General features: G+C 68.1%; 16 protein-coding genes. 11 read left to right on the top strand and 5 right to left on the bottom strand.

The annotated features are described in order from the left end of the window. Positions 1-274: 274 nt before the first annotated feature. The gene (locus J2S75_RS17510) at positions 275-478 is read right to left on the bottom strand and encodes a DUF1737 domain-containing protein (RefSeq protein WP_244450353.1); all 204 of its coding nucleotides are present in this window, start codon (positions 476-478) and stop codon (positions 275-277) included. 58 nt (positions 479-536) lie between these two features. After that, the gene (locus J2S75_RS17505) at positions 537-1,436 is read right to left on the bottom strand and encodes an HpcH/HpaI aldolase/citrate lyase family protein (protein ID WP_307021711.1); all 900 of its coding nucleotides are present in this window, start codon (positions 1,434-1,436) and stop codon (positions 537-539) included. A 108-nt stretch (positions 1,437-1,544) separates the two neighbouring features. On the opposite strand from J2S75_RS17505, the gene J2S75_RS17500 reads away from it, so the two are divergent. The 9 genes from J2S75_RS17500 to cysW all read left to right on the top strand — a co-directional run bounded on the left by J2S75_RS17500 (position 1,545) and on the right by cysW (position 10,509). Continuing rightward, positions 1,545-2,717, top strand: a complete 1,173-nt coding sequence (locus J2S75_RS17500) for an NAD(P)/FAD-dependent oxidoreductase (protein WP_307021710.1) — start codon at positions 1,545-1,547, stop codon at positions 2,715-2,717. 10 nt (positions 2,718-2,727) lie between these two features. After that, the gene (locus tag J2S75_RS17495) at positions 2,728-3,498 is read left to right on the top strand and encodes a DUF429 domain-containing protein (RefSeq protein WP_307021708.1); all 771 of its coding nucleotides are present in this window, start codon (positions 2,728-2,730) and stop codon (positions 3,496-3,498) included. Between the two features lie 151 nt (positions 3,499-3,649). Beyond that, positions 3,650-3,958: a DUF2849 domain-containing protein gene (locus J2S75_RS17490; RefSeq protein ID WP_307021706.1), complete on the top strand. Its 309-nt coding sequence runs from the start codon at positions 3,650-3,652 to the stop codon at positions 3,956-3,958. A gap of 20 nt (positions 3,959-3,978) precedes the next feature. Continuing rightward, positions 3,979-5,634 (top strand): nitrite/sulfite reductase, encoded by a 1,656-nt coding sequence (locus J2S75_RS17485; protein ID WP_307021704.1) that lies wholly within the window; start codon positions 3,979-3,981, stop codon positions 5,632-5,634. Further along, complete coding sequence (locus J2S75_RS17480; protein ID WP_307021702.1) at positions 5,621-6,133, top strand: DUF934 domain-containing protein; 513 nt, start codon at positions 5,621-5,623, stop codon at positions 6,131-6,133. The genes J2S75_RS17485 and J2S75_RS17480 overlap by 14 nt, the downstream gene beginning before the upstream one ends. Then, positions 6,130-6,873 (top strand): phosphoadenylyl-sulfate reductase, encoded by a 744-nt coding sequence (locus J2S75_RS17475; protein ID WP_307021701.1) that lies wholly within the window; start codon positions 6,130-6,132, stop codon positions 6,871-6,873. Before J2S75_RS17480 ends, J2S75_RS17475 begins: the two co-directional genes overlap by 4 nt. A gap of 736 nt (positions 6,874-7,609) precedes the next feature. Next, positions 7,610-8,632 (top strand): sulfate ABC transporter substrate-binding protein, encoded by a 1,023-nt coding sequence (locus tag J2S75_RS17470; RefSeq protein ID WP_307021700.1) that lies wholly within the window; start codon positions 7,610-7,612, stop codon positions 8,630-8,632. A 234-nt stretch (positions 8,633-8,866) separates the two neighbouring features. Continuing rightward, the gene (gene cysT / locus J2S75_RS17465) at positions 8,867-9,676 is read left to right on the top strand and encodes a sulfate ABC transporter permease subunit CysT (RefSeq protein ID WP_307021728.1); all 810 of its coding nucleotides are present in this window, start codon (positions 8,867-8,869) and stop codon (positions 9,674-9,676) included. Next, entirely contained in the window at positions 9,673-10,509 is an 837-nt protein-coding gene (gene cysW / locus J2S75_RS17460; protein WP_307021699.1) for a sulfate ABC transporter permease subunit CysW, read from the top strand. Before cysT ends, cysW begins: the two co-directional genes overlap by 4 nt. A gap of 6 nt (positions 10,510-10,515) precedes the next feature. Here the strand turns inward: cysW and J2S75_RS17455 are convergent, their stop codons facing one another. Together J2S75_RS17455 and hisE are read right to left on the bottom strand one after the other, a co-directional pair. After that, positions 10,516-11,097, bottom strand: a complete 582-nt coding sequence (locus tag J2S75_RS17455; RefSeq protein ID WP_307021698.1) for a YqaA family protein — start codon at positions 11,095-11,097, stop codon at positions 10,516-10,518. Between the two features lie 52 nt (positions 11,098-11,149). Further along, positions 11,150-11,590 (bottom strand): phosphoribosyl-ATP diphosphatase, encoded by a 441-nt coding sequence (gene hisE, locus J2S75_RS17450; RefSeq protein WP_307021696.1) that lies wholly within the window; start codon positions 11,588-11,590, stop codon positions 11,150-11,152. A 198-nt stretch (positions 11,591-11,788) separates the two neighbouring features. Here hisE and J2S75_RS17445 point away from each other — a divergent pair, with 198 nt between their 5' ends. Beyond that, positions 11,789-13,186, top strand: a complete 1,398-nt coding sequence (locus tag J2S75_RS17445) for a D-alanyl-D-alanine carboxypeptidase family protein (RefSeq protein ID WP_307021693.1) — start codon at positions 11,789-11,791, stop codon at positions 13,184-13,186. A gap of 55 nt (positions 13,187-13,241) precedes the next feature. Beyond that, a complete protein-coding gene (locus J2S75_RS17440; protein ID WP_307021691.1) occupies positions 13,242-14,369 on the top strand; it encodes a CobW family GTP-binding protein in 1,128 nt (375 codons plus the stop codon). A 63-nt stretch (positions 14,370-14,432) separates the two neighbouring features. Here the strand turns inward: J2S75_RS17440 and J2S75_RS17435 are convergent, their stop codons facing one another. Beyond that, entirely contained in the window at positions 14,433-15,062 is a 630-nt protein-coding gene (locus tag J2S75_RS17435; RefSeq protein WP_307021689.1) for a CAP domain-containing protein, read from the bottom strand. Positions 15,063-15,111 lie beyond the last annotated feature (49 nt).

The raw sequence follows: 15,111 nt of genomic DNA, 5'->3' as shown, positions 1-15,111 counted from the left end.
AGCACCGCGTCAGCGGCGCGCCCCGTCGATGGCCGCTTTATAGGAGCCCACCGCCCCGACTGTCAACGGCCTTTTTCAGAAAAATGACAGGCTCACGACACTGTTGATAAATCGGACCCGATTGGGGAAGAAAGGCTGACCTTTCAATAGGTTAACAATTCTGTCCCAATTCGGGGGCCTCTCCGGCGGCCCTTTGGCAGCGCTGCCGCCGGCAAAAAAGTGCCGGCCCGAACGGACCGGCTGGAGGGCGAAAACCGCCCCAAAACACGGAGCCTCAATGGTCGGAGAGCACCACATCCTCGTGCCAGTCGCCCTCGACTTCCTTGACGATCGCCTGGCCGCAGATCACCCGCCCCTTCACCGGATCGAAGGTCAGGGTCGGGCTGCCCTGCAATTGCCAGCCCTTGTTCAACGCCGCCGAGACGCGCTTGCAGAAGGCCTGGTCGTCCGGACCGGTGAGGTAGCGATAGAGCTTCATGTCGGTCTCCTTAGGCTGCGGCCGGGCACGGATGCCGCCGGCCGGTGCTTTTCCTGTCTCAACCCCGCCGGGCGATCGCCTCGGCCAGCGCCACGGTGCGGCGGGCGATGTCGGCATGCATGCGCTCCACCATCCGCCCCTCCATCTGCACCACCCCCTTGCCGGCATTTTCCGGCCGCTCGAACAGAGCGATCAGCGCCCGCGCTGCCGCCACCTCCGCCTCGGGGGGCGAGAAGGCGGCATTGCAGGGCGCGATCTGGTCGGGATGGATCAGCGTCTTGCCGTCAAAGCCCATATCGGCCGCCTCGCGGCATTCGCGGGTGAAGCCGTCGAGATCGCGAAAATCGTTCCACACGGCGTCCAGCACCGCCACCCCGCCGGCGCGCGCCGCCAGCACGCAATGGGAGAGCCAGCTCGCCATCGGCGCCCGCCCCGGCACGATGCGGGTGCCGGTCTCCTTGGACAGGTCGTTGGTGCCCAGCACCAGCGCGCCGAGCCGCGTCACCCGGCTTTTCGCCGCCAGCGCGATGTCCGGCGCGCGCAGCACCGCGACGGGTGTCTCGATCATCGCCCAGACATGCAGCGACGAAGCGGCACCGAGCGTTTCCAGCAGCCGGCCGACCACATGCAGGGTTTCGGGGTCGTTCACCTTGGGCAGCAGCACCGCGTCCGGCCCCTCGCCGCGGGCCGAGGCGGCGGCGATCATCGCCAAGTCGGCGTCGAACCACGGCGTGTCCGTGGCATTGGTGCGCACCACCACTTCGCGCGGGGCGAAGCCGCCTTCCGCCAGCGTGGCGGCGACGCGGGCGCGCGCCCCTTCCTTGGCCTCAGGCGCCACCGCATCCTCGAGATCGATGACGAGGACATCCGCCTTAAGGCCTCTCGCCTTCTCCAGCGCACGCGGATTCGAGCCCGGCATGAACAGCACGCTGCGGCGCGGACGGACGGGTGTGGACATGATTCGCTCGGCTCATTGGCAGATGGTGGCGAAGAGCCTATCCCGCTGATTGGCGGGCTGCCAATCGGGCGCCGGTGCCCGGTCGCGCCGCCTTTATGGGTCAAGGCCATGGACGAGACTTACGACGTGCTCATCGTCGGCGGCGCCATCATGGGGGCCGCCACCGCCTATTTCCTCACCCGCGATCCCGGCTTTGCCGGCCGCGTCGCCGTCATCGAGCGCGATCCCAGCTTTGCGCTGGCCTCCACCACCCTGTCCGCCGCCTCGCTGCGCCAGCAATTCTCCATTCCGGAGAATATCCGCATGTCGCTGTTCGGGCTGGAGTTTTTGCGCAGCGCCAAGGAGCGCTTCGGGCCCGACACCGACCTCGCCTTCCATGAGGGCGGCTATCTCATTCTCGCCAGCGCCGCCGGCCTGCCGATCCTCGAAGCCAATCACCGCACGCAGATGGCGGAAGGCGCCGACATTGCGCTGCTCGACCCGGCCGCGCTGAAGGCCACCTTCCCCTGGCTGAATGTGGATGATCTCGCCGCCGGCGCCTATGGTCGCTCCGGCGAGGGCTGGTTCGATGCGCACGCGCTGCTCGCCTGCCTGCGCGGCGCGGCGAAGGCGCAGGGCGCGCATTTCATCACCGGCGAGGTGGTCGGGCTTACCCGCGAAGGCGCGCGCATCACCGGCGCGACCCTGGCGGACGGGCGAAAGCTCGGCTGCGGCGCGCTGGTCAACGCCGCCGGGCCGCGCGCGGGCCGCGTCGCCGCCATGGCCGGCATCCCCCTCCCCGTCAAAGGCAAGAAGCGCTGCGTCTTCGTCGTGCATTGCCGCACGCCGATCGAGAAGCTGCCGCTGCTGGTCGACCCCTCCGGCTTCTATATCCGCCCCGAAGGCGCCTACCAGATTTGCGGCGCGCCGCCGGCGGAAGACAACGACCCCGACGCGGACGGCGATTTCGAGGTCGACTGGTCGATCTTCGAAGAGAACATCTGGCCGAACCTCGCCCACCGCATCCCGGCGATGGAAGAGCTGAAGGTGGTGCGCGCCTGGGCCGGGCATTACGAGATGAACCTCTTGGACCACAACGCGGTGATCGGCCCGCACCCGGAAGTCGGCAATTTCTACTTCATCAACGGCTTTTCCGGCCACGGCCTGCAGCAGGCCCCCGCCGCCGGCCGGGCAATTGCGGAATGGCTGGTGCATGGCCGCTCCGTCTCGCTCGATCTCGACGTGTTCGCCTATGAGCGCATCGCGGCGGGGCGCCCGCATGCGGAGCTGAACATTATTTGAGGGGCGGGACATGCGCGTGGCGGGCGTGGATGGCTGCAAGGATCGCGGCGACGGCAAGGGCGGCTGGGTGGCGGTGATCGTCGAGCCGGATGGTTCGGCCCACGCCACCCGCCTCACCGCCATCGCCGACCTGTTCACGCGCCCGCTCGCGCCGCACATCGTGGCCATCGACATGCCGATCGGGCTGCCCGAACGCATCGAGACCAATGGCCGCGCGCCCGAGCGGCTGGTGCGGCCCCTGCTCGGCGGGCGGCAGTCCAGCGTGTTTTCCATGGCCTCGCGCGCGGCCGTCGAGGCCGGCGTGCAACCGGACGTGCCGGAGGAAGAGCGCTATCGCCACGCCTGCGCGGTGGCACTCGCCACCTCGACACCGCCGCGCGCGGTCGCCAAGCAGGGCTTCGCGCTCTTTCCCCGCATCATGGAGATCGACCGCTGGCTGCGCGCCACTCCGGCGCTGCAGGAGAGGGTCTTTGAATGCCACCCGGAGGTGAGCTTCTGGGCGATGAACGGGCGGGTGGCGCTCGACCTTCCCAAGAAGGTGAAGGGCGTGCCGGCCGCGCCGGGGCTGGAGCTGCGCCGGCGGCTGCTCGAAGCGGCCGGCTTCGCGCCGGAAGTTCTGTCGCCTCTCAAGGCGCGCGAGCTTCGCGTCGGGGAAGACGATCTGATCGATGCCTGTGCCGCTGCGTGGACGGCACGCCGCATCGCCCGGCGTGAAGCGACGAGCTTCCCCTCCCCGCCGGAGCGCGACACGGAGGGGCTGGCGATAGCCATATGGGCGTAATGCTCGAACGGTAACACCTCCTTCAGCTCGGTGGCGCATGTCGGGACTCCATGCCGGCATAATTACACGTGATTTTTGTGCATATATTTCTTTTGTACGTTCTAAATTGGTGTGATAGAAAATTGCCCTGACCAAGATGAGGGATTAGCGCATGGCCGCGCCGCAGCAGCAGAAACTGAAGGTCAACGGTCCCGTCGCCGTCACCGCCAACCGTCTCACCGACGGCGCCGTGGTGTGGCGCACGAGGGACGGGGGCTGGTCGGTGGAGCTGGCGGATGCCGCCGTGGTCACCACGGCCGACGCGGCCATCGCCCTGCTGGCGGAAGCCGGCAAGCGCGATCTCGACGCCGTCGGCCCCTATGTGGCGCCGGTGCTGGTGGGCGCGGATGGTGCGCTCGCCCCCGGCAATCTGCGCGAGCGCATCCGCGTCGCCGGTCCGACCTTCGAACTGCCCCAGTGAACGACGCCTAAGGCCGCCCCATGTATGCCTATGATGAATTCGACCGCGCCTTTCTGGCCGAACGTGTCGCCGAGTTCCGCGACCAGGTCGGCCGCCGGCTGTCCGGCGCGCTCTCGGAAGACGAGTTCAAGCCGCTGCGGCTGATGAACGGCGTCTATCTCCAGCTGCATGCCTATATGCTGCGCGTCGCCATTCCCTATGGCACGCTCAGCGCCGCCCAGCTGCGCCGCATGGCCCATGTCGCCCGCACCTATGACCGCGGCTATGGCCATTTCACCACGCGGCAGAACATCCAGTTCAACTGGATCAAGCTGGACGAACTGCCGGAGGCGATGGCGTCGCTGGCGGAAGTGGGCGTGCACGGCATCCAGACCTCGGGCAATTGCATCCGCAACGTCACCACCGACCAGTGGGCCGCCGCCACGCCGGAAGAATGCGACGACCCGCGCATCTGGGCGGAAATCCTGCGGCAATATTCGACGCTGCACCCGGAATTCACCTATCTCCCGCGCAAGTTCAAGATCGCCATCACCGCCGCCGGGCATGACCGCGCGGCGATCAAGGTGCACGATGTCGGCCTGCGGCTTCACCGCAACGAGGCCGGCGAACTCGGTTTCGAGGTATTGGTCGGGGGCGGGCTCGGGCGCACACCCTTCGTCGGCAAATCAATCCGCGATTTCCTGCCGGCGCGCGAGCTGCTGAGCTATATCGAAGCCATCATGCGCGTGTACAATCAGTACGGGCGCCGCGACAACATCTACAAGGCGCGCATCAAGATCCTGGTGCACGAGATCGGTGCCGAAGAGTTCTCGAAGGCGGTCGAGGCGGAGTGGGCGGCGATCCGCGACGGCGCGCTGCATCTCACCGACGAGATGATCGCCGATATCCGCGCCCGCTTCATCTATCCCGCCTTCGCGGCGCTGGAAAATGAGCCGGCCGTGCTCGCCGAGGCGCTGAAGGACAGCCGCTTCGCCACCTGGCACCGCAATTCCGTGCAGGCGCACAAGGTGCCGGGCTATTCCATCGTCACCATTTCGCTCAAACCCGTCGGCGCCCCTCCGGGCGACGCCACCGCCGACCAGATGGACGTGGTCGCCGACCTCGCCGAGCGCTACGGCTTCGGCGAGATCCGCGTCGGCCATGAGCAGAATCTGTGCCTGCCGCATGTGGCGCAGCAGGACCTGCCGGCGCTGTGGGCGGCACTCGACGCCGCCGGCCTCGCCACGCCGAATGTGAACCTCGTCAACGACATCATCGCCTGCCCCGGCCTCGATTACTGCGCGCTGGCCAATGCCCGCGCCATCCCCGTGGCGCAGGAAATCGCCAAGCGCTTTTCCGATCTCGACCGGGCGCGCGGCGTCGGCCGGCTGCACATCAACATTTCCGGCTGCATCAATGCCTGCGGCCACCACCATGTCGGCCATATCGGCATTCTCGGCGTGGAAAAGAACGGCCAGGAATTCTACCAGATCACGCTCGGCGGGCGTGCCGACGAGCATGCCCAGCTCGGCACGCTGCTGGGTCCGGCCGTGTCCTATGAGCAGGTGCCGGGCCTGATCGAGGATGTGGTCGACACCTATCTGGAGCTGCGCGCCGGCCCGCAGGAATTGTTCATCGACACCGTCGCCCGCCTCGGCGTCGAGCCCTTCAAGGAGCGCGTCTATGCCTCTCATTGAAAAGGGCGAGATCGTCGCCGACGCCTATATCCGCGTGCCCGACGAGGAAGCGCTGCCCGAAGGCGCGGCGGTGCTCATCGGCATCGACCGTTTCCTTGCCGAGGCCGACGGGCTGAAGGGCCGGCAGGCGCCGGTCGGCGTCATCTGGCCGAACAACCGGCCGATCGCCGAGATCGAACCCTATCTCGGCCAGCTCTCGCTCATCGCGCTGAACTTTCCCAGCTTCCGCGACGGGCGCGCCTATAGCCAGGCCCGCCTGCTGCGCGAGCGGCTCGGCTGGAAGGGTCCGCTGCGCGCCATCGGCAATGTGCTGCGCGACCAGTTCCTGCTGATGGAGCGTTCCGGCTTCGACCAGATCGACGCGGCGAAGACCGCTGACGCCGAGGCCTTCGACGAGGCGACCCACCGCTACACCGTGTTCTATCAGCCGGCTACCGACCAGCGCCCCAGCCTTCTGCGCCAGCGCCTCGGCCGCACGGTTTCGGGAGTGCGCTCATGACCTTCCAGCGTTCCGGTGCCGATTTCACCCCCGCCACGCCGTGCACGGACGAGGTGGGCGGGCTCGCCTGCGCGCTGGCCGATGCCGGGCCGGAGGAGATCATCGCCACTGCCCTGCGCACGCTGGGGCCCGGCCGGCTGTGCCTCGTCTCCTCCTTCGGCACGGAATCCGCCGTGCTGCTGGCCTATGCCGCCAAGGTCGACCGCTCGATCCCGGTGGTGTTTCTCGATACCGGCTTCCTGTTCGAGGAGACGCTGGCCTATCGCGACGCGCTCACCGCGCAGCTCGGCCTCACCGATGTGCGCAGCATCCAGCCGGATGCGGCGCGGGTGGCGGCGCTCGACGCCGACCGCGACCTGTGGTTCTCCGATCCCGACTCCTGCTGCCGCATCCGCAAAGTGGAACCGCTGGCGCGGGCGCTGTCCGGTTTCGATGGCTGGCTGAACGGGCGCAAGCGCTATCAGGGTGGCCTGCGCGCCGCGATCCCGGTGGTGGAGCGCGACGGCGTGCGGCTGAAGTTCAACCCGCTCGCCAATCTCGACCGCGCGAGCGTCGAAGCCGCGCAGCGCGAATTCGCCCTGCCGGACCATCCGATGCTGGCCAAGGGCTTCACCTCGGTCGGCTGCATGCCCTGCACCAGCCGCGCCGCGGCGGGCGAGGACGCCCGCGCCGGCCGCTGGCGCGGCAAGGGCAAGACCGAGTGCGGCATCCACACGCTGCTGAACACGGTCGGCGCCTGAACGGTCGCACGCCACCGCCTTCACGCGCCCTCATCCCCCGGCGCCGCGCACACCGCTTTCGCGCCTCCCTCATTCCCGGCCAGCGAGCGCGTGGCTTTCGGGTCCCTCATCCCCGGGCTTGACCCGGGGACCCAGCATTCCCGTGCCGCCTGCCGGCCCCATTTCCGGACCGCGCACCGCCCCGCCTTCACGCGCCCTCATCCCCGGGCTTGACCCGGGGACCCAGCCCCGTGCCACCCGGCACCGCGCGGAACCTCTCACCCGCTGAGGCCGAGTTCGTCGGCGCCTGGCCTCGGGGTGCCCGGGTCAAGCCCGGGCATGAGGGACGGGTGGCCGCCGGCTAATAGGCTGATGCAGCGGCCGGACCGCCTCGGCCCGCCTATGCTCCCCAAAAGCTCCGCGCGCGAGTTCCCTACCCCTCATCGCCCGCCATTGCGCGTGCCGTCTCCGGCCCTCATCCCCGGGCTTGACCCGTGGATCCCGCTTCCCACGTCGCCCGGCACCGCGCGGAACCTCTCCGCGCTAAGGCTGAGTTGGCCCGCGCCCGGCCTCTGGCTGCCCGGGTCAAGCCCGGGCATGAGGAACCCCGGGGCGCACCCCCTACCCCGCTGCATTTCCGTACGTTTCCGCTATTTTCTATTAATTCGGTAGAATTAATATTGACCCCCGCGCGGGGCTGTGAAAACCTCAGCCCATCACATTCACCAGCGCCACGCGCTGACGGGGGAGATCGCCCATGTCCCTTCATTTCAGGTCCGCGGCCGTCGCCGCGCTTGTCGCTGCTCTGGCGGCGCCGCTCGCCTACAGCCCGCCGGTGCGCGCCGCCGACGTGACGCTGCTCAACGTATCCTACGACCCCACCCGCGAACTCTATTCCCAGTTCAACAGGCTGTTCGCCGAGCGCTACAAGGCCGAGACCGGCAAGAGCGTCGAGATCAAGACCTCGCATGGCGGCTCGGGCAAGCAGGCCCGCTCGGTGATCGACGGGCTCGACGCCGATGTCGTCACCCTGGCGCTGGCCTATGACATCGACGCCATCGCCGACAGGGGTTTCCTCGCCAAGGACTGGCAGCAGCGCCTGCCGGACAATGCCTCGCCCTACACCTCGACCATCGTGTTCCTGGTGCGCAAGGGCAACCCGAAGGGCATCAAGGACTGGAACGACCTCACCAAGCCCGGCGTGCAGGTCATCACGCCCAACCCGAAGACTTCGGGCGGGGCGCGCTGGAACTACCTCGGCGCCTGGGCCTATGCGCTCAAGCAGAGCGGTGGCGACGCGGAAAAGGCCAAGGCCTTTGTCGGCGAGATCTACAAGCACGTTCCGGTGCTCGACACCGGCGCGCGCGGCTCCACCGTCACTTTCACCGAGCGCGGCGTCGGCGATGTGCTGCTGGCCTGGGAAAACGAGGCCTTCCTGTCGAAGAAGGAATTCGGCGACGACAAGTTCGACATCGTCGTGCCCTCGCTCTCCATCCTCGCCGAACCGCCGGTGGCCGTGGTCGACAGGAATGTCGCGCGCAAGGGCACGCGCGAAGTGGCCGAGGCCTATCTCAAGCTGCTCTACTCCAAGGAAGGCCAGACGCTGGCGGCGGAGAATTTCTACCGCCCGCGCGACCCCGAGGTGGCCAAGGCCTATGCGAAGGTCTTCCCCACGCTGGAACTCGTGACCATCGACGACCCGGCCTTCGGCGGCTGGCGCAAGGCGCAGCAGACCCATTTCGCCGATGGCGGCGTGTTCGACCAGATCTACTCGAACTGAGGTGGGCCGGCGGGGCCGGTCGCGTCGGGCTCAAACGGTCCGATCGGTCTCATCGTCCACCTCATCGGCCTCATCGGCCACCGCTTTCGACCCCTCTCCGGGCCGTGCCGCAAGGCGCGGCCTTCGCCGTGACCACCCCCCTTGCGGAGCACCGCCTTGAACGAGACGACGCTGGATCGAACCACCCTGGTGGGCGCCCTTCCCCCGGCCCCCACCCGCCGCCAGCAAAGCGTCATTCCCGGCTTCGGCCTCACGCTGGGGCTCACTTTGCTCTGGCTGTCGCTGGTGGTGCTCATCCCGCTGGCGGCGCTGTTCCTGAAGACGGCGGAACTGCCGCCGGAGCGCATTCTCGCCATCCTCACCGCCCCTAGAACATTGAACGCGCTTAAGATTTCCTTCGGCCTCGCGCTCGCGGCGGCGAGCATCAACATCGTGCTCGGCGCGCTCATCGTCTGGGCGCTGGTGCGCTATGACTTCCCGGGAAGGCGGGTGCTCGACGCGCTGATCGACATCCCCTTCGCCCTGCCCACGGCGGTGGCCGGCATCGCGCTGACCACGCTCTATGCCGAGAATGGCTGGGTCGGCGGCCTGCTCGTCCCGCTCGGCATCAAGGTCGCCTTCACGCCGCTCGGCATATTAATCGCGTTGATTTTCATAGGCTTGCCCTTTGTGGTGCGCACGGTCCAGCCGGTGCTGGAAGACCTCGACCACGATCTGGAGGAAGCCGCCGCCACGCTCGGCGCCGGGCGCTGGACCACGATCCGCCGCGTCATCGCGCCGGCGGTGCTGCCGGCCTTCCTCACCGGCTTCGCCCTCGCCTTCGCCCGCGCGGTGGGGGAATACGGCTCGGTGATCTTCATCGCCGGCAACCTGCCCAATGTGTCGGAAATCGCGCCGCTGCTCATCGTCATAAGGCTGGAGGAGTTCCGCTACGCCGACGCCACCGCCATTGCGGCGACCATGCTGGTGGCGTCTTTCCTTTTGCTCTTTGTGGTCAATGGCTTGCAGCGCTGGTCGCAGAGCCGCACCGGGAGGCTGGCATGAGCACCTCACCCGTCGGCGACGAACCCGCTCTGGTCAAGGCTCTGGTGATCGGGCTGGCGACCGGCATTGTCGGCCTGCTCATCGTGCTCCCCCTCATCGCCGTCTTCGCCCAGGCCTTCGTGAAGGGCTGGGACGCCTATCTCGCCGCGCTGGTCGAGCCCGACGCGCGGGCGGCGATCCGCCTCACTCTGCTCGTCACCGCCCTCTCGCTCACCGCCAATACGGTGATGGGCCTTGTCATGGCATGGGCGATCACCAAGTTCGAATTCCGCGGCAAGAGCCTGCTCATCTCCCTGATCGACCTGCCTTTTTCGGTCTCCCCCGTGGTAGCGGGCCTCGTCTTCGTGCTGCTGTTCGGCGCGCAGGGCTATTTCGGCCCTTGGCTGATCGACAATGGCTGGAAGATCATTTTTTCCTGGCCGGGCATCACGCTGGCGACGATTTTCGTCACCTTTCCGTTCGTCGCGCGGGAGCTGATTCCGCTGATGCAGGAACAGGGGACGCGGGAGGAAGAAGCGGCCGTCACCCTCGGCGCCGGCGGCTGGCGGGTGTTCTCGCGCGTCACCCTGCCCAATATCAAATGGGCACTGCTCTACGGCGTCTTGCTGTGCAACGCCCGCGCCATGGGCGAGTTCGGCGCGGTGTCCGTCGTGTCCGGCCATGTGCGCGGCGAGACCAACACCATCCCGCTGCAGGTCGAGATTCTCTACAACGAGTACCAGTTCCAGGCGTCCTTCGCCGTCGCCTCGCTGCTGGCGCTGCTCGCCATTGTCACCCTGCTGGCCAAGACCGTGCTGGAAGCGCGCCTTGGCCGCAGCGGCGGAGGGCATTGAGCGCGCTCAGAACAGATACACCGCCGCCAGCACGCCGCCCACGACCAGCACGGCGAAGGCCGCCGTCACCAGCCCGAGCCGCTCCTCGATGAAGGTCCGCGCGGTCGGCCCGATCCAGTAAAGCAGGCCCGCCACCATGAAGAAGCGCAGGCCGCGGGTGACGACCGAGAGCACGATGAACCAGAACAGGCTGTAATGGGCGAAGCCCGAGGTGATCGTCACCACCTTGTAGGGGATCGGAGTCAGTCCCTTGATGAGGATGATCCAGTGGCCGTAGCGCTGATACGCCTCGGTAAAGGCGTCAACCTTGGCGCCATAGCCATAAAGCTGGATTAGAAACAGCCCGAGCGAGTCGTAGAGCAGCGCGCCGATCGCATAGCCGAACAGGCCGCCGACGACCGAGGCGAGCGTGCACACGGTGGCGTACCACCAGGCGCGCGAGGGCCGCGCCAGGCACATCGGCACCAGCATCACATCCGGAGGCACCGGAAAGAACGAGCTTTCGGCAAAGGAAACCCCGGCCAGTGCCCAGGGTGCGGAGGGGCGCTCGGCGAGGTCGATCACCCATTGGTAGAGACGGCGCAGCATGGGAGGCCTGACGGAAAGAGACATAAGGGAGCGCCGCCGCGCGAAACGACGACTAGGGCCGCCGGCGCGGAAGGTCGGGAAGCGGGACGGCGCCGGCACCGTCGGCAAGGTCCCAGAGCAGCGGCCCGGCCGGGCCCGGACTGCCTTCGAATAGCGGCGAATCCTTGCCGGATCCTGACCGGCGCTTGGGAATCTTCTCGGCCATGCCCAAGAGCTTCTCGCGCCGGCGCATTTCCGCCCACACGTCCTCGGGCTCGATGCCGAGCTCGGCCCACAGAACCACGAGATTGTAGATCAGGTCGGCGCTCTCGCGGACGGTCGCGGCCCGGTCGCCGATGACGCCGTCCAGCGCGACCTCGACAGCCTCTTCGGCCACCTTCTTGGCCATCGCCGCCCGGCCCTTGCGCAACAGTTTCGCGGTGCGCGGCGAAGGGTTGCTTCCCCTTCGCGTGGCGACCACAGCGGCATACAGGCGACGGATCGAATCACTCATGGTTGGATTGTAGAGCCAATTACATGAAGGCTTCGCGGCAGAAACGCGCCCGGCTGGCGCCGCTGTGATCGCCCGCCCGGCTTTGCCTTTTGCGCCGCGGCAGCGATCGGGTTATTGAAAGGGCGCAAAGGCCTTTTTCAGGCTGGCCGGTCCTGCCGTGCGCGCCGTCGCTCTCATCGTGAAACGGATATTGGAAGCGTGCTGAACCTTTCCCTGTTCCGCCCCCGCCTTCGCCACCGCGCCGGGCACCGCCCGGTCCCCCTGCTGGCCTTCCTGCTGCTTGCGCCGCTGCTGCTGGCCCCGGTGGCGGCGCAGGCGACGCCTTCGCTGGTGATCGATGTGGAAAGCGGCAAGGTGCTGCTGGCCGAAGACGCGACCAAGCCGTGGTATCCCGCCTCCATCACCAAGCTGATGACGGCCTATGTCACCTTCAAGGCGCTGCGGGCGGGCCGGCTGACGCCGGAAACGCTGATCACCGTGTCGGAGAATGCGGCGGCGCAGAAGCCCTCCAAGATGGGCTTCAGGGTCGGCACTCAGGTCACGGTCGACAACGCCTTGAAGATGATGCTGGTGAAGTCGGCCAATGACATGGCCGTGGTCCTCGCCGAGGGCGTGGGTGGCTCGCTGCCCGGCTTCATCGACGAGATGAACGCCACCGCCGCCGAACTCGGCATGACCGGCACCCATTACGCCAATCCCAACGGCCTGCCGGACCCGGGGCAGGTGTCCACCGCGCGCGACCTCGCCATTCTCGCCCGCGCCATCTTCCTCAATTTTCCCGAGCAGGCCGATCTGTTCCGCATTCCCGCGATCAAGCTCGGGCCGGCGGTCATCCGCAGCTACAACAAGCTGATCGACCGCTATCCCGGTGCCGACGGCATGAAGACCGGCTTCATCTGCGCCTCCGGCTTCAATCTCGTCGCCAGCGCCACGCGCGGCAACCGCCATCTTCTCGCGGTCGTGCTCGGCACCGAGTCCGGCAAGGCCCGCACGGAAGAGGCGGCCCTGCTGCTGGAACGCGGCTTCCAGCAATCAGGCAACATTTTCGGCTCCATCGCTCCCTCGGTGGAGACGCTGCGCAACGAATCCGGCCCGCCGACCGATATGCGCGCACAGGTCTGCGGCGGCCAGCGCAAGACCACCGCCTCGGAAGCCGACGACGACAGCGGCCCGGCGCCCACGGGCTTCGTCGCCGCCGGCATGGCCCAGCTGGGCGAGAATGTGACCGGCGCCAGCCTTCTGCAGAAACTGCCGCCTTCCATGCCGCCAGTCGAGGTGTGGGTCGGCCCCTTCCCCAGCGCCGAGGCGCTCGCCGCCGCCTATCCGCCGCCGCCGGCGACGAAAAAGCCCGCGACCGCGAAGAAGCCGGGCGAGAAGAAGGGGCAGGCAACGGCGATCATCGACCCGGCCGACCCCTCCGCCCCTGCCGCGCCGAAGCCAAAGCCGAAGCCCAAGCCAGCGACGGCACAAGCGTCCAACGCGAAGCCTGCGGCCAAGCCAGCCACGACCAAGCCCGCCGCGGCCAAGCCGGCGACGAAACCCGCTGCGAATCCGGCGCCAGCGCCGATGGACCTCGCCCCTCCCCCGCCGCAATAGCCTTGGCGCCGCCCAGCCTCGCGTGACCGGGGCGCGCCCGAACAGGATGTCCCCCATGAGCGAGGCCACCCGTCTTCCGCCGGAACCGATTCCGGTCACGCTGCTCACCGGCTTTCTCGGTGCCGGCAAGACGACGCTGCTGAACGCCCTGCTGCAGCAGCCCGGCATGGCGGACACCGCCGTGCTGATCAACGAGTTCGGCGAGATCGGGCTCGATCATCTGCTGGTGCAGCATTTCGATGACGCCACCGTGCTGCTGGCTTCGGGCTGCCTGTGCTGCACCATCCGCGGCGATCTCTCGGAAGGGCTGGAGCAATTGCTACGGCGGATGGACAATGGCGCCATCCCGCCGTTTCGACGCGTCGTGATCGAAACCACCGGCCTCGCCGACCCGGCGCCGATCCTGCACGTGCTGATGATGCATCCTTATCTGGTGATGCGCTTCCGGCTGGACGGCGTCGTCACCGTCGTCGACGCGGTGAACGGTCTCGGGACGCTCGACGCCCACCCCGAATCCGTGCGGCAGGCGGCGATCTCCGACCGCATCGTCCTCACCAAGACCGACCTCATCGATACCCCGGCGCGCGAAGCCGACCTCGCCACGCTGCGCCAGCGCCTCGCGCGCCTTGCGCCCGGCGCGCCGGTTCTGGATGCGGCGAAGGGCGAAGCGACACCGGGGGCCTTGTTCGGCGCCGGCCTCTACGATCCCGCGACGAAGATTCCCGACGTCTCGCGCTGGCTGGCGGACGAGGCGATCCTGGCGGCGGAGGAAGCCTCGCGTGTCCATGCACACGACGAGAACCGCCATGACGAGCGGATTCGGGCCTTCACCGTGGCGACGGAAGCCCCGGTCTCGGCAGCGGCGATCGACATGTTCCTGGAACTGGTGCGCGGCACGCATGGGCCCAAGCTGCTGCGGCTCAAGGGCATCGTGAAGCTCGCCGAAGACCCCGATCACCCCCTCGTGCTGCACGGGGTGCAGCACGTCCTTCACCCGCCGAGCCAGCTTCCCGCCTGGCCGGACGAGGACCGCCGCACGCGGCTGGTGATGATCGTGCGCGATGTCGAGCCGGCGGTGATTCGTCGGCTGTTCGACGCCTTCATGGGGCTTCCGGCGGTCGACCGGCCCGACCGCGCCGCGATGACCGACAACCCGCTCGCGCCGGCCACGCTCCGGCGCTGAGCGCGAGCGCCGGCCACGCTCCGGCGCTGAGCGCGAGCGCCGGCCACGCTCCGGCGCTGAGTCCTATTGCCCTGAGACCGGCGCGCCGTTGAGCAGAACCTGCGTGCCACCGGGCGCCGGTGCGCTGACCGACGCGCCGGCCGGGTTCGCCGCCGCGGCCGCGGCCGCCTCGACCTTCGGGTCCGGCACCGCGATCACCATCGCCCAGTAGACGCTGTATTTGCTGCGCGGCGAACGCACGGCGGCGATGCCGAGGCGGGTCGCGCCGGGCAGCAGCATGTTCTTGTTGTGGGAAGGCGAGTCGCGCCAGCCCGAGAATGCCTCGGCCAGCGTGTGATAGCCGGCGCCGACATTCTCCGCCGCTCTCAGCCCGCTGAACCCCGCCGCCTTCAGCCGCGTGGTGAGACCACGGCCACCGATATTGTGCGACAGCTGGTCCGCCGCCGCCATCGCCTTGGCCTGCCGTTCGGCCACCGTCATCAGCACCGGGTCGATCGTCACCGCCGGCAGGCCGCGCCCGCGCCGATAGTCGCTGATCAGGTTGGCCGCCGCCTGGGGGTCGAGTGCGCCGCCCTTGGCGATATTGGCATAAAAGGTCTCGTCCACCGGCACGGTGGTGGGGCCGGCGGCGCAGGCCGCCAGCAGGAGGGGCACCAGCAGGAGGCCGGCGAGGCGCTTCAGCGGCAAGGACATGCGACACTCTCAAGCAGGAGCGGAGACGGGAAATCCGGGCACGATTGAT

Origin of the sequence: Ancylobacter polymorphus, from assembly GCF_030813495.1 — a bacterium.
In the GTDB taxonomy this organism is placed as follows: Bacteria; Pseudomonadota; Alphaproteobacteria; order Rhizobiales; family Xanthobacteraceae; genus Ancylobacter; species Ancylobacter polymorphus.
Note: the sequence above shows the minus strand (reverse complement) of the source record. Positions and strands in the feature narration are given on the sequence as shown.

Excerpts from the sequence above, each read along its gene's own strand:
- J2S75_RS17435 (WP_307021689.1), bottom strand. The coding sequence starts at position 15,062 with ATGTCCTTGCCGCTGAAGCGCCTCGCCGGCCTCCTGCTGGTGCCCCTC.
- J2S75_RS17510 (WP_244450353.1), bottom strand. The coding sequence starts at position 478 with ATGAAGCTCTATCGCTACCTCACCGGTCCGGACGACCAGGCCTTCTGC.
- hisE (WP_307021696.1), bottom strand. The coding sequence starts at position 11,590 with ATGAGTGATTCGATCCGTCGCCTGTATGCCGCTGTGGTCGCCACGCGA.
- J2S75_RS17490 (WP_307021706.1), top strand. The coding sequence starts at position 3,650 with ATGGCCGCGCCGCAGCAGCAGAAACTGAAGGTCAACGGTCCCGTCGCC.
- J2S75_RS17440 (WP_307021691.1), top strand. The coding sequence starts at position 13,242 with ATGAGCGAGGCCACCCGTCTTCCGCCGGAACCGATTCCGGTCACGCTG.
- cysW (WP_307021699.1), top strand. The coding sequence starts at position 9,673 with ATGAGCACCTCACCCGTCGGCGACGAACCCGCTCTGGTCAAGGCTCTG.
- J2S75_RS17495 (WP_307021708.1), top strand. The coding sequence starts at position 2,728 with ATGCGCGTGGCGGGCGTGGATGGCTGCAAGGATCGCGGCGACGGCAAG.
- J2S75_RS17500 (WP_307021710.1), top strand. The coding sequence starts at position 1,545 with ATGGACGAGACTTACGACGTGCTCATCGTCGGCGGCGCCATCATGGGG.
- J2S75_RS17480 (WP_307021702.1), top strand. The coding sequence starts at position 5,621 with ATGCCTCTCATTGAAAAGGGCGAGATCGTCGCCGACGCCTATATCCGC.
- J2S75_RS17455 (WP_307021698.1), bottom strand. The coding sequence starts at position 11,097 with ATGCTGCGCCGTCTCTACCAATGGGTGATCGACCTCGCCGAGCGCCCC.
- J2S75_RS17485 (WP_307021704.1), top strand. The coding sequence starts at position 3,979 with ATGTATGCCTATGATGAATTCGACCGCGCCTTTCTGGCCGAACGTGTC.
- J2S75_RS17505 (WP_307021711.1), bottom strand. The coding sequence starts at position 1,436 with ATGTCCACACCCGTCCGTCCGCGCCGCAGCGTGCTGTTCATGCCGGGC.
- J2S75_RS17470 (WP_307021700.1), top strand. The coding sequence starts at position 7,610 with ATGTCCCTTCATTTCAGGTCCGCGGCCGTCGCCGCGCTTGTCGCTGCT.
- J2S75_RS17475 (WP_307021701.1), top strand. The coding sequence starts at position 6,130 with ATGACCTTCCAGCGTTCCGGTGCCGATTTCACCCCCGCCACGCCGTGC.